Genomic DNA, 12,850 nt, shown 5'->3' on the forward strand with positions numbered 1-12,850 from the left:
CCGCCTGGTTGGCGCGATCCTGATCGAACAGAACGACGAATGGGCCGTGCAACGCGCCAGATACATGACGCTGGAAACCATCAGCCAAATGAGCGATGATCCTCTCATCAGCCTGCCAGCCGTCGCATGCTGATCAGCCCGGCCTCATGCCGGAGAGCGCGGCGACCAAGCCGTCAGCTACACCACTCCCTGGGACACGATCACGGCTCTCCCTTATGTGACTTTCGACAGCCACACTTTGGCACATTGCGATGCCGGGAGCGGAGGCCGTCCACCGCATCAGGTCAGCCGCAATCGGATTCGTCATACCATGCTCTTGAGAGCGGCACCGTCGATTGACTAGTCGATCTGAGAGAGCTTTTCGGAGTCTTCCCGCGATCGTGCTGCTGCTGGTCCTCCTCCCCGCGGAGGGATCTTGTCCGCTATTCATGCACGATGCTGGGCAATCGATACCTTCTGTTGGGTTGTCGAGTCCGCGCCACGGTGATGGTCGGTCTCGCTTCCGGGGCTTACTGCTGCACTCTCATTTAAGCCTCTGAATAATATGTAGAACGATTCTGACGATTCTTCGAAGACTCTTTTCACGCAGTTGGCACGACTTTTGATTCTCCCTTATTGCAAGCCGGCACGAACTGCCGACCGAAATCCATGTCGTGGGTGACACGTCGTCGACGTAACGAAGGGAGGCAGCATGTCAGGTCCGTGCCAAATCGCATTTTGAGAGGCCGTTTTCGTCCTCGGATGGGAGTTTCAATTCAGCTTTGTTGGGACCGAGCGTTTCGAAGCGCTCGTATTAGACTTATGAGTGGTTTCAATGTCGGTCTGCGCGGCCGCGCTTTTCGCGACGTGTTCGCTTTCATCACTCGCTATTGGGTCCGACAGGCGGTCCGGCTCGCAGGCATCATGGCGGCTGTGCTTGCAGCAACGGTGGCTGACACCTTGACGCCGCTCTATTTGGGCCGTCTCGTCGATGCTGTGACCTACGGTGCTGCCGTCGAAGTGATAGCATGGAATGCTGCCCTTGCAGGTTTCTCCATGCTGATTGCGCTCGCGCTCGGCGCCGCCATCATGCGTCAAGTCGCCTTCATCGGCAGCATCAGTCTGACTTTGACGATGATGTCCGATATCTCGAGCGAGGCGTTCCGCCACGTTCAGCGCCTTTCGACCGACTGGCATGCGAACAGCTTCGCCGGCTCAACGGTGCGCAAGATCACTCGCGGCATGTGGGCGCTTGATCTCTTGAACGACACAATCCTGGTCGCGCTGTTCCCTTCGCTCATCACGCTCGTCGGTTCGACCGTGCTGCTTGGCTGGTACTGGCTGAGCATGGGCCTGATCCTCGCCTGCGGTTTGCTCGTCTATCTCGCACTGACGATCGCGCTGTCGCTCTGCTATGTCGCGCCGGCGGCGAGCCTCGCTAACAGCTGGGATACCCGACTCGGGGGTGAGTTCGCGGACGCGATCAACTGCAACGCGGTGGTCAAAGGCTTCGGCGCCGAGGTGCGGGAAGACGAGTACCTTGCGAAGGTCATCACGAAGTGGCGGCATCGGACGCGTCGGGCCTGGATACGCGAGACGATCAACAGCGCGACCCAAGGCGTCACATTGCTCGTGCTGGAGGCGGCGGTGATCGGCTATGCCCTGCTTCTGTGGTCGCACGGCCGGGCAACCCCGGGCGATGTCGCTTTCGTAGTCACCTCCTGGTTGGTGCTGCAGGGCTATCTGCGCGATGTCGGCATGCATGTCCGCAACGTCCAGCGCTCGGTCAACGACATGGAGGAGTTGGTCGATGTCCACAGACAGCCGCTCGGCGTTGCCGACCGTCTGGGAACCAAGCCGATCGGGATCACGAAGGGACGTATCGACTTCGAGAACGTTTATTTCCAATATAGCAACAATATATCGTGGCTCTATAGCGGTTTCTCGGCATCAATTAAGGCCGGTGAGCGGGTTGGATTGGTGGGTCCCTCCGGATCCGGCAAGACCACGTTTGTGAAGCTCATCCAGAGGCTGTACGACCTGAACGGCGGCCGGATCCTCATAGACGGCCAGGACATTTCCAAAGTGACCCAGGCGTCGCTTCGTTCGCAGATCGCGATCGTGCAGCAGGAGCCGGTCCTGTTTAACAGGTCGCTTGCCGAGAACATCGCCTACAGCCGGCCCGGTGCGAGCAAGGCCGAGATCGAGGAAGCGGCACAGTTCGCCAGCGCGCATGAGTTCATCACACGCCTGCCGAAGGGCTATGGGACGCTGGTGGGCGAACGCGGCATGAAACTTTCCGGCGGGGAACGCCAACGGGTGGCGATCGCACGCGCCTTCCTCGCGAATGCACCGATCCTGATCCTGGATGAGGCGACCTCAAATCTCGATTCGGAATCGGAGGTGCTGATCCAGAAGGCAATGGAACGGCTAATGGTCGGCAGAACGACGCTGGTCATTGCCCACCGGCTCTCGACGGTACGTGTGCTCGAGAGACTGCTCGTCTTCGATCGCGGCCGCATCATCGAGGAAGGCAACCATGCTGCCCTGATCCGCCTAGACAACGGCCTTTACCGCCGTATGTTCGAGCGACAGGCGCTGGAGCTGATGAAGGGGCTTGTCTGAAGCGAAAGCGGAGCGCTGTTCAATGAGGGCGGCTTCCATTTTCTCTCGGCAGAGTCGTATCCGCCGCTTGGGAACGGCGGGCAACCGACACCAACTGTCGAGTTTGTCGAGTCCGCGACACCGAGGGCTGTTCGGTCTAGCTCCTGCTGCACTCCCGTTAAGTCATTGAATGTATGCATGGGATTTCTTCTGAAACCTTTTTTCCCGCAATAGGCACGGTTTTTGAAACTCCCTCGTTGCGAGGCGGCAGAAGCCAGGCGACCGACCTTCATGTCGTGGGTCATCGCGATGGGAACACCGATATGCGGGCAAGTCCTGCCTTGCGGGTGGCTTTCAGGGCAGGCTCCCGCCGCAGCTTCCACGCTGCATGTGATGGACGACGCCTTGGACGCGGATCGTGTGAAGATCGAACGGGGAGATACGGCATTGCGAAGAACATTGAGACGGACCATTGAAGGCTTTCCGGCAGTGGAAAGCCGTCGACCAGATTTCACTGCGGCGGCTGGTCTTTTTACTATTGTCGCCGCAATCGCTACCACTGCCTTGGCAGCCCACCCACAACAACTTGAGCAGGAGGAGGTTACGGTCGAATCGATCCCCACCGGCACCAAGAAAGTCTATCTGGCCGATATGGCTGCCAGCCACAATGTTGATGGTCGCCTGTATATTCTCAGAACCGACGATCTTAAATTTCTGGGGATTGTCAGCACTGGCTTAGACGGGATGATTTACCTTCCCCACCACGAAAGCGAAATTTACGTCGCCACCACGTATTACTCGAAACTGACGCGTGGCGAGCGCTTTGATCTCCTCCAGATCTATGATGCCTCGAGCCTTGCGCTCAAGGAAGAAATCGAGATTCCGAAGACTCGTGCGCAAGCTGGGAGCTATCGGCCGCTCATGCAGGGTTCCGCCGATGATCGCTTCGTCTTCATCCAGAATGCCACGCCGGCAACTTCCATCACTGTCGTAGACATGAATGCCAAGGCGGCCACTGCCGAGATTTCGAACGACGGCTGCTACGGCACCTATCCGGCAGCGGGAAATCCGTTACGCTTTTCCACGATTTGTGGTGACGGCACCTTCGGCACTTACACGCTGTCGCAGGACGGCAAGAGTGCCGAGCGCAAGTCGAGCACAAAGCTCTTCGACGCCGACGAGGATGCATTGTTCAGCCACGCCGAGCGGGACGGCCAGAGTTGGCTGTTCATCTCCTACGGTGGCACGGTGTACAGGGTCAAGTCGGAAGGCGAGACCGTGGAGCTGCTCGAGAGGTTCCCGCTCAACGAAGGAGTGGAAGGCAGCTGGCGCCCAGGGGGGGCCCAGCCGATCGCCTATCATTCCGGTTCCGGCGTGCTTTTTGTGCTGATGCATTCCGGCGGTGCGGAGGGCAGCCACAAGAACCCGGCGGAGGAAATTTGGGCCTTCGACGTGCGGAAAAAGGCATTGCTATCGCGTTCACCTACCACAGCAGCGACTTCCTTGACTGTCTCCACCGCCGAAACACCAACCCTGTTTGCCATCAACCCAATCGAAACTACGGTGACCCGCTACATCGCTGATCCTGCAGCGGAGTTTGCGCTGACGGAGACAAATGTCGAGAAGGTGGGTGAGACCGTCGTCCAGGTCGAGGCAGATTGAGCGCCATGCACGAACTCGATCCCCTGGCCGTCGGCACCTCAATCGGACTCCTCGTTTTGGTGTTCGCGCGCGCCATTCTTCACAAAATTACAGATTACGGGAAGTTGCGGCAAACGGTCATCGATTATCGTATCGCGCCGGAGCGATTGGCCGGTCCTGTCACTGCCGCGCTGACCTGCGCCGAAAGTCTCACGCTGGCATCGCTGCTCACGCCGGGCTTTAGAGGCGTCGGAACGCTGGCGGCGGCGTTGCTTTTATTGGCATATGGCGCAGCGATGGCGATCAATCTGGCCCGTGGGCGCACAAGCATTGATTGCGGCTGCGGCGGCCCAGGTCAGAGCATCTCCTGGATACTTGTTGGCCGCAACGTCCTGCTTGCCGGCTTTGCTGGAGTCGCCGCCGCGCCGGTGGTGGTCCGGCCGTTCGATGTATCTGATGTAATGCTGATGCCAACGGTCCTCGGGGCGGCTTGGCTGCTTTTGCTCGTTTGCGAGAGGCTGCTGCAGACCTTCTCACATGTACGGTCAGTCGGCGCCTACCGCCGCGGATATAAGGGGCGAACATGACACATCAGGCGCTGGCTGTCACAGTCTTCATTTTAGGGCTCCTTGTGACCGCCTTGTTGATCGTCGTTCTGGCGCTCGCCCGGCAGGTGGGAGTCCTGTTTGAGCGGGTCGCACCGATGGGGGCGCTCATCACTGATTCAGGCCCCCGCATCGGCGATTCAGTTCCCAAGATGGACCTGACGACGCTCGACGGCCGCTTGATCGCCGTCGGTGTCGCCGGGGACCGAAGCCAGCTCTTCTTTTTCGTTTCGCCGGACTGCCCCGTCTGCAAGCGACTTTTGCCCATCCTTAAATCGGCCCGGACGGCGGAAGCGGGCTGGCTTGACGTGGTGCTCGCCAGCGACGGCGAACGCACCGTCCACGAGCGTTTCGTTCGCGAGCGCGGCCTTGGAGACTTTCCTTATATTCTATCTCGTGACCTTGGTTTGATGTTTCGTATCAGTCGGCTCCCCTTCGCAGTGCTGATCGATGGATCCCGTGTAGTCCGCGCGAAGGGCTTGGTAAACAATCGCGAACAGCTCGAGAGCCTTTTCATCGCGAAGGAAATCGGTTCGCCGTCAATCCAGCATTATCTGGACAGGGCGGCCGTAAAATGAACGTCGAGATTCTTTGGGGGCACACATGTTGAAGAAGTTTTCCAGGCTCATTACCGCTTTCGACGACTTTTCGGAGGCCGGAATCCGGCGCTCCGCTCAGAGATTTGGACGACGCAACTTTCTGTCGATCCTAGGTGGAGCCTTGGTTGGCGGAACAACGCTGCCCATGCTGCCCTTCAATCGAAGCGGCGGACGCGCGCATGCGCAGGGCGCGGACGACGATACGGCGTGCGAATACTGGCGCTATTGCGCCCTTGACGGTTTCCTATGCACCTGCTGCGGCGGGACGGTCTCATCCTGCCCGCCGGGGTCGGAAGCCTCCGCCGTCACTTGGGTGGGAACCTGCCAAAACGCCCACGACGGCAAGGCCTATCTCATCAGTTACAACGACTGCTGCGGAGTGACGTCCTGCGGGCGCTGTCCTTGTAACTACAACGTCGGCGAGCGACCAGGATACCGCATGGGCGTCCATAACGATATAAACTGGTGTATGGCCAATGACCGAGGCATTTATCATTGTACTGTCGCTGCCGTGATCGGCGTGTCGGCGGGCGGCTGACCACGCATGGGTATCCCGCTAACCCTCCTGACCGGCATGGTAAGCGCGGGACTGCTGAGCTTCACGGGGCACGCGTTTCCCGGCAGCGATTCCCCGCAGACCCTCTACCTGCTGCGTTGCTCTGGCTGTCATGGCATCGACGGTAGTGGCTCGAAGACCGGCCGTGTGCCCGGGCTCGCGGGCATCAACAAATTGCTCCTGCATCCCGAGGGGCGAATGTTTCTCGCCAATGTGCCGGGCATCGAGAACTCCGGCCTGTCGGATAGTCAGATCGCCCAGCTACTGAACTGGGCGCTCGATCATTGGAGCGATCGCTCAATCAGTGACATTGGCCCGCCGCTGACTGGCGATGAAATCAGGCGTCTTAAGAACATTCCCGTGGACGATCTCACTCGCCTACGCGGCCGCATCGCGGATGACCTCGCAGCTCAAGGCATCGATATCGGGTCTTATTCGGCGCAGTGAGTTCAAATCGGCACCAAACGGGGAGCTCGCCCAGATCCGACCCAAGACTCTGGAAAAGAGGCCGCGCCCACAGGGAGATAGTAGGCAAATGGCATGGGACGACGAACGTCTTAGAGCTCTTCGCAACAAATATGGAGAAGGCGATAGCGGTGAGCCGTTCGATCCAAAGTTCCGTCGTATGGCCAACAAGATCTCCTCTGTTCCTGGCTCCGGCGCACCCTATGCCGGCATCCCTACCTTTCTTGACGCGCCCTACCGCCCGATCGACCACTCCAATCCCGACTTCGGTGGCATCCAGGTGGCGATCGTCGGCGTGCCGATGGATCTGGGCGTCACAAACCGCGCGGGCGCTAGCTTCGGGCCGCGCGCGTTACGCGCCATCGAGCGTATCGGCCCCTACAATCACATACTCGACTGCATGCCGGTGTTTGATCTACGCGTCGCAGACATTGGCGACGTCCCCTTTTCCAGCCGCTATCGGCTCGAGCAGTGCCACGCCGACATTGAGGCCTATCTCAACAACATCGTCGCGGCCGACGTGATACCACTTACGGTCGGTGGCGACCATTCTATCACCCATCCAATTCTCAAGGCGGTTGGCAGAGAACGTCCCGTCGGACTTATTCACATCGACGCTCATTGCGACACTGGCGGTTCTTTCGGCCAGACCAGGTTCCATCACGGTGGCCCTTTTCGCAATGCGGTGCTCGACGGTGTGCTCGATCCGACGCGAACTATCCAGATCGGTATCCGTGGTGCGGCGGAATATTTTTGGGAATTTTCCTACGAATCCGGCATGACGGTGATCCATGGCGAGGATATCCCCTCTGTTGGCATTCCCGCGATCATCGAAAAGGCGCTGCAGATCGTCGGCGACGGCCCCACTTATCTCTCTTTCGACATTGACAGCCTGGATCCCGCCTTTGCCCCCGGAACGGGGACGCCTGAAGTGGGTGGGCTCTCCACCCGAGAAGTGCTGGAGTTCCTCCGCGGCCTCAAGGGCATCGACCTTGTCGGCGGCGATGTCGTCGAAGTCGCTCCGCAATTTGATGCCACGACCAATACTGCTCAGGCCGGCGCTCAGGTGCTTTTCGAGATACTGAGCCTGATGGTTTTCAGTCCGTCCATGGCTCACAAGCCGGGCCAGGGAGCCATCGGATCAACCACAACCGTTACAACGGAACGGCAGGGGTGACCGGTTACAAGAGGGCGAATGGCTATCCCGCTTGAGGCATTGGCCTTGAGAATGTTGGCTTGATCCTGTCTCGATCGTACGCGTAGTATACCACCGCTAGCGGCGCACGGCCTCTCTCCTGGCCGTTGTGCCAAGCCAAGTTCAAGATCACCGCTGTGTACACGAGCAGAACAGGTGCCTGCCGAACGTAAATGTGGCGCGCGGACCGAATCTGCTAACCTGGGAAATTACTGCTTGGCGGTTGTGGAGCAAACCGCTAAGATACCTAGCATTGGGTGCTTGGGCCGATCCGCGCCATGTCCCGGAGATCACATTCGCCATAACTGATCTATGCCGCCGCTGTCACATCGCGGTCGCAAGGCAGCAGCATGACCATTTGCCAAGAACCGGCATTGGCTCGATTGCACAGGTCCTTGCGCATCGGAAGAGCTGGCCGACGTGAATACCTACCAATCACGTAACCTTCGGCGCCGTGCGCCGTGCTCAAAGAATGCTGTAACTAGCGCCCCTTCCCCTCACGCGACCACCGCCAGCTCTTCAACTTACGTGAACACCTCCACACGTAGTAGGGCTACTCCACTGGGTCCTTTCCGTCCATGAATCGGCGATGCCGACGCCCTCCGCTCAACGCGCTCGACATTACTGTGGCGACTTTCAGACAGACTTGTTCGATATGTGCCATGCAGGCCTAAAGAGATCACGTTGTTCAGAAACGATTTCTCCTTTGGCACGGCACATGCGAGGTCATCCGCAAATGCACCACAGACTGAGGAGGAAGCCTTGCCGTCCGCACAACTCATCTCGAGCTACACCATCGTCAAGCTGCCCGTCAGCCAGCTCCGACCATCCGAGGAAATCAACATTGAACGTGCTCGGACGCTAGCAAAGATGATCGCCGAAACAGGGCGGTGGACCCGGCCGATCTTTGTCGAACATCGCCATTCCGTGATTATGGATGGTCATCATCGCCTTTTCTGTGCCGGGGAGCTCGGTCTCTTGTCTGTTCCATGCATCCTGCTTTCCTATGATGATCCAAACTTGCATGTGACCTACTGGTCCGAGCCCGGACCCGTTAACGTGGAGAGTATCATCCAGGCGGCCCTATCCGGCGACCTGATGGGCTTCAAGACGACAAACCACAAGTTACAGATAGCGCTGCCATGCTGCTCAATCGACCTTGACGACCTGAGATGAGGAGCCGTCAATGTTCCAGAAATACTTTTCTGACGAACCGCGGCCGCTACTCAGCGATTGGACGGTCGATTTACTCAATAGCCGATCCGAACTGGCCGCTTGGGTCGATGGTTTCGGGTCGCCGCTGCATGTGGTGTATCCGGACCAAGCCACCGAAAACTATCTGCAATGGCTGAACGAGTTGCGGACCGTCTATGGCGATTGTCAGGTCCAGTTCGCGTTGAAGGCCTGTAAATCTGCTTCGCTCCTGCGCGCATTCGCACTGGTTGGCGCCGGCGCTGACGTTTCTTCTGCCCACGAAATGGCTTCCGCCTTCATGAACCTAGTTCCAGCGGAGCGCATGTCGATGACGGGACCCGCGAAGTCGGATTACGAACTCAATCTTTGCATACTCCACAAAGTGGCCATCCATATCGATTGCATCGAAGAACTCAATCGCGTTCTCGCACTGGCGGACGGCGTGGGAGGTATTAGCCGTCTGTTCCTTCGGGCTCGTCCCATAACTGAGCCCGGCTCGCGCTTTGGAATGACCGAGGATCAGCTGATGGCATGTCTGATGCTGCTTGAAAACACTAAGGTAGATCGGGTTGGCGTGTCATTTCATCTCAACGACTACCAGGTTCATACGCGCGCAGACCAATTGCGCTTCTGCATCGCCTTCCTACGGCGTGTCTGTGCCAAATGCCTAACGCCCGGCGGAATCGACATCGGCGGCGGATATCCCATGCGCTACGTTCAGAGGTTCGATCCGGTTGCATATGGTCAGGGCGTCCACTGGGGCAACGTAGCAAAACCCGGCAACTATCCTTACGTTCCGGAGCTTACTGGAGCCCAGCACGCGGCTGCAGTGATCCAGACTGCTCTAGCCGACCCGGGAGACCGCGACTTCCTCTACGGGCACCAGCTGCCGATTTTGCTGCAGCCTGGTCGCTCGCTTCTAGACCAGTGTGGGGTCAGCGCCTTCCATGTGACTGATGTCAAGGACCTTGGTGACCGTCGATTCGGGGTAGTGCTTGATGGTATGTCGTTTTCACTCTCCGAAACCTGGTTTGGCGCTGATTTCGTGCCGTCGCCGGTGGTCGTGTGGCGAGAGGAACGCGAGGTGCCGCGGTACGATGCAACTTATTTTTTGGTCGGGCGCAGCTGTCTTGAATCGGATATCATCCGCCGACGCGGTCTGACAATCAAGGGTGGCATCGCCCGGGGTGATCTTGTCGTCTTCGCCAATACCGCCGGGTATCAAATGGATTCGAATGAGAGTTCGTTCCATCAAATCCCGTCGCCCAAAAAGATAGCCGCGGTCCGGCGTCGGTGCGGGTGGAAGATCTTAGCCGACGAAACCCTTAACAAGCAGGGATTACCCCGCAATGATCGTCAATAGCATTCTTGAAACGATTGGACGCACGCCCATGCTGCACGTTCCCTTGCGACGCGGTGAGGTCGGTCTGTATATCAAGTTAGAAATGTTCAATCCTACGGGCTCGATGAAGGACAGGATGGCATTGAGCATGGTCGACAGCCTGCCTATCACACTAGATGAAGCTGCCAGTATTGTCGAATCTTCCTCGGGGAATACGGCCAGTGCGTTGGCTATGATCTCTGCTGTCCGCAGACTCGAATTTACTGCCCTCATGGACTCCCATGCAAGTGTCGATAAGATCGTTACTGTTCGTGCATTCGGTAGCAACGTCCGAGTCGTTGGTAGTGACGATGGCGCCCTAGCCACCGACCAGCGTGACGAGGAGGCCAGGCGGATTGCCATGGAAGAGGGGGCTAACTGGACCGAGCAGCACAACAACCCTGCCAACGCCGCCGGCTATATGGGACTAGCGGCCGAATTGCTTGAGGATCTCGGCCCGAGAATTACGCATTTTGTATCAGCCATCGGTACCGGTGGGTCGCTGTGCGGGACCGCGCGTCAACTGCGGCTGCATATACCCGAGGTCCAAGTGATTGGCGTGGAACCTGTCGGTAGTATCATTTTTGGTGGTCAGGGCGGGTGCTACCGTCAATCGGGCACTGGTACGCCCGAAGGGGCCAATGTGGGCATGGTGATCGATTACGACGCGATAGATTGGGGGCGGAAAGTAAGCGACGACAATGCCTTCTCGATTTGCCACTACCTGGCGCGGCGGCACGGATTGCTTGTCGGCGGCTCGACTGGCGGGGCGATCTACGAGGCGCTCAGCGTGGCCCGCGAAGCGCCGGTTGGATCGTGCATCGTGACCCTCGCCTGCGACAGCGGCACAAAGTACCTGGACACAATCTTCAAGCAGGACTGGCTGTCGACTCACGATATTCACTTGGTTGACGTTGAGGCGGAATTTGCCGAGCTTTTCGCGAGTGCACCCGCTGTGCCGCAGCCGCCCCCTTAGGACAATGGAACGCCTACGAAGAGTTTGAGGTCACGGCACGGCTGAACAAGCTTGAAGCTGATTTCCTCGAAAACCGCCACATAGTACGCACAGTCGGGGTATTTACTGATGTCAAAAAGAGCACTCGTCCTGATTGAAGGCGATTCAACCGGTAATGGTCTGCTATTTGTCCAGGCGGCCCAGCCTCTTGGCCTTCATCCGATTACCCTGTCGGCCGACCCAACTCAGTACGAGTATCTCGCGACGGAAGCGACTGAGGCTATCCGTGTCGATACAGACAATCTGGATGCGCTGATCCGCGAATGTTCCCGGCTGCGTGCGACTTATGACATTGCTGGAATTACGAGCCCCTGGGAGCCGTTCTACGCGATAGCCGGCAAGCTCTGCCGGCATTTCGAGCTGCCGGGACCAAACCCTGCATCCATCGAACGATGCTGCGACAAATCCACACAACGGGAGGTCCTCGCGGGCGCCGGCATTCCAATACCTGCTTATCGCGTAGCAGCGAATGCGGCTGAGGTGGAAGGCTTTGCCGCGGAGATCGGCCTGCCGGTGATTCTCAAGCCAACCATAGGCAGAGGCAGTAGCGGTGTCCGATTGTGCCGCAATGTCGATGAATTGGCCGAACACACTGCCCACCTGTTGAGCGGAAAGCACATAGGGCAGTCTCTGCCGAGGATGCTGGTCGAAGAATTTGCACAGGGTCCTCAATATACCGCCCATACGATGGGAAAGGAGGTCATTGGGATTGCCCTCGCTGACTTCGACCCCCTACCGCATTTCGTCTATCGCGGGTTCACCTTTCCAGCTGTACTGACTGATGACGAGCACAAGCGTATCGCCGACGTTTCGCTGAGTTGTTTGCAAGCTCTAGGTCTTGGCTGGGGGCCAACGAATGTTGAGCTCCGGTGGACGAAGCGTGGCCCAGTCGTTATTGAAGTCAATCCGCGTCTTGCTGGCACGCCCGATCCTCAATTGGTTCAATTGGCCTATGGTGTCGATCTGGTCACCGAGCACATCAAGCTTGTCATCGGCAGTGAATGGAATTTGCGGAGAAAGCATTCCCACACTGCGGCCGCCCGGTCCCTAATTCCTGATCGCGATGGCACCCTCGAGTGGATCGACGGCGGCAGTCAAGCAGCTGCTGTACTAGGTGTTGCTGAAGTCAAACTGTATGTTGAACCTAAGACGCCGATCGTCAGGAAAGGCGATGACCGAGACTGGATCGGACATGTTATAGCTGCTTCCCCAAGCGTTTCTCAGACCGAGGCGATACTTCAGCGTGCCGTCGATTTGATCGATTGGTCGATCACACCATTTCCGCCCCATGACGAATAGAAATAAAGCCTGCGGACCCACCTGCTCATTTCGATCGATGGTTTGGCGAGGACCTTCCGCCAGGCCTCGTATACATTTTGAAGATCCTCTAAAAAAGCGAGCAGTTAGTCTTTGACTTGGTCAAGGCGGCTGAATGAGTCGACCGTGAACAATGAGATTGGTCAGGCTTCGAGCCGCTTCGGCTGGCTTTGGAGGGCTGCGATGAGAAGCCGCAAAAGCTGCCTGAACCAGTTGAGCAGGTCGCGTCCCCACAGGTGGTGTAGCTCGGCGGTAGCGAAGCCGCTCGCGAGCGCGCCTTCGATAGCGCTGTAGCGAGC

The 12,850-nt window shown here is 58.2% G+C and carries 11 protein-coding genes and 1 pseudogene; all 12 read left to right on the forward strand.

The window, feature by feature from the left end; genetic code table 11:
* Positions 1 to 133: pseudogene (locus EN914_RS07780) on the forward strand (IS256 family transposase); the annotation flags it as partial.
* Positions 134 to 801: 668 nt separating this feature from the next.
* Positions 802 to 2,604, forward strand: coding sequence for an ABC transporter ATP-binding protein (locus tag EN914_RS07785; protein ID WP_024505876.1), 1,803 nt, complete (start codon positions 802 to 804; stop codon positions 2,602 to 2,604).
* Positions 2,605 to 2,874: 270 nt separating this feature from the next.
* Positions 2,875 to 4,245: an amine dehydrogenase large subunit gene (locus EN914_RS07790; RefSeq protein ID WP_024505877.1), complete on the forward strand. Its 1,371-nt coding sequence runs from the start codon at positions 2,875 to 2,877 to the stop codon at positions 4,243 to 4,245.
* Between the two features lie 5 nt (positions 4,246 to 4,250).
* A complete protein-coding gene (locus EN914_RS07795; RefSeq protein WP_024505878.1) occupies positions 4,251 to 4,811 on the forward strand; it encodes a MauE/DoxX family redox-associated membrane protein in 561 nt (186 codons plus the stop codon).
* Positions 4,808 to 5,407: a redoxin domain-containing protein gene (locus EN914_RS07800; protein ID WP_024505879.1), complete on the forward strand. Its 600-nt coding sequence runs from the start codon at positions 4,808 to 4,810 to the stop codon at positions 5,405 to 5,407. Before EN914_RS07795 ends, EN914_RS07800 begins: the two co-directional genes overlap by 4 nt.
* A 25-nt stretch (positions 5,408 to 5,432) precedes the next feature.
* Positions 5,433 to 5,966, forward strand: coding sequence for a methylamine dehydrogenase light chain (locus EN914_RS07805; RefSeq protein WP_081714483.1), 534 nt, complete (start codon positions 5,433 to 5,435; stop codon positions 5,964 to 5,966).
* Between the two features lie 6 nt (positions 5,967 to 5,972).
* Positions 5,973 to 6,431: a cytochrome c gene (locus EN914_RS07810; protein ID WP_024505880.1), complete on the forward strand. Its 459-nt coding sequence runs from the start codon at positions 5,973 to 5,975 to the stop codon at positions 6,429 to 6,431.
* A gap of 88 nt (positions 6,432 to 6,519) precedes the next feature.
* Positions 6,520 to 7,626: an agmatinase gene (gene speB, locus EN914_RS07815; RefSeq protein WP_024505882.1), complete on the forward strand. Its 1,107-nt coding sequence runs from the start codon at positions 6,520 to 6,522 to the stop codon at positions 7,624 to 7,626.
* Between the two features lie 702 nt (positions 7,627 to 8,328).
* Complete coding sequence (locus tag EN914_RS07820) at positions 8,329 to 8,820, forward strand: ParB N-terminal domain-containing protein (protein WP_164752927.1); 492 nt, start codon at positions 8,329 to 8,331, stop codon at positions 8,818 to 8,820.
* A gap of 10 nt (positions 8,821 to 8,830) precedes the next feature.
* Positions 8,831 to 10,201 (forward strand): hypothetical protein, encoded by a 1,371-nt coding sequence (locus EN914_RS07825; RefSeq protein ID WP_024505884.1) that lies wholly within the window; start codon positions 8,831 to 8,833, stop codon positions 10,199 to 10,201.
* The gene (locus EN914_RS07830; RefSeq protein WP_024505885.1) at positions 10,188 to 11,195 is read left to right on the forward strand and encodes a PLP-dependent cysteine synthase family protein; all 1,008 of its coding nucleotides are present in this window, start codon (positions 10,188 to 10,190) and stop codon (positions 11,193 to 11,195) included. The genes EN914_RS07825 and EN914_RS07830 overlap by 14 nt, the downstream gene beginning before the upstream one ends.
* A 108-nt stretch (positions 11,196 to 11,303) precedes the next feature.
* Positions 11,304 to 12,533, forward strand: a complete 1,230-nt coding sequence (locus EN914_RS07835) for an acetyl-CoA carboxylase biotin carboxylase subunit family protein (protein ID WP_024505886.1) — start codon at positions 11,304 to 11,306, stop codon at positions 12,531 to 12,533.
* Positions 12,534 to 12,850: the final 317 nt, after the last annotated feature.

Source organism: Mesorhizobium sp. M7A.F.Ca.CA.001.08.2.1 (genome assembly GCF_003998455.1).
GTDB lineage: Bacteria > Pseudomonadota > Alphaproteobacteria > Rhizobiales > Rhizobiaceae > Mesorhizobium > Mesorhizobium ciceri.

What these genes read in the sequence shown, in the direction of transcription:
- EN914_RS07785 (WP_024505876.1), top strand. Translation starts at nt 802, where the DNA reads ATGAGTGGTTTCAATGTCGGTCTGCGCGGCCGCGCTTTTCGCGACGTG.
- EN914_RS07790 (WP_024505877.1), top strand. Translation starts at nt 2,875, where the DNA reads ATGTCGTGGGTCATCGCGATGGGAACACCGATATGCGGGCAAGTCCTG.
- EN914_RS07795 (WP_024505878.1), top strand. Translation starts at nt 4,251, where the DNA reads ATGCACGAACTCGATCCCCTGGCCGTCGGCACCTCAATCGGACTCCTC.
- EN914_RS07800 (WP_024505879.1), top strand. Translation starts at nt 4,808, where the DNA reads ATGACACATCAGGCGCTGGCTGTCACAGTCTTCATTTTAGGGCTCCTT.
- EN914_RS07805 (WP_081714483.1), top strand. Translation starts at nt 5,433, where the DNA reads ATGTTGAAGAAGTTTTCCAGGCTCATTACCGCTTTCGACGACTTTTCG.
- EN914_RS07810 (WP_024505880.1), top strand. Translation starts at nt 5,973, where the DNA reads ATGGGTATCCCGCTAACCCTCCTGACCGGCATGGTAAGCGCGGGACTG.
- speB (WP_024505882.1), top strand. Translation starts at nt 6,520, where the DNA reads ATGGCATGGGACGACGAACGTCTTAGAGCTCTTCGCAACAAATATGGA.
- EN914_RS07825 (WP_024505884.1), top strand. Translation starts at nt 8,831, where the DNA reads ATGTTCCAGAAATACTTTTCTGACGAACCGCGGCCGCTACTCAGCGAT.
- EN914_RS07830 (WP_024505885.1), top strand. Translation starts at nt 10,188, where the DNA reads ATGATCGTCAATAGCATTCTTGAAACGATTGGACGCACGCCCATGCTG.
- EN914_RS07835 (WP_024505886.1), top strand. Translation starts at nt 11,304, where the DNA reads ATGTCAAAAAGAGCACTCGTCCTGATTGAAGGCGATTCAACCGGTAAT.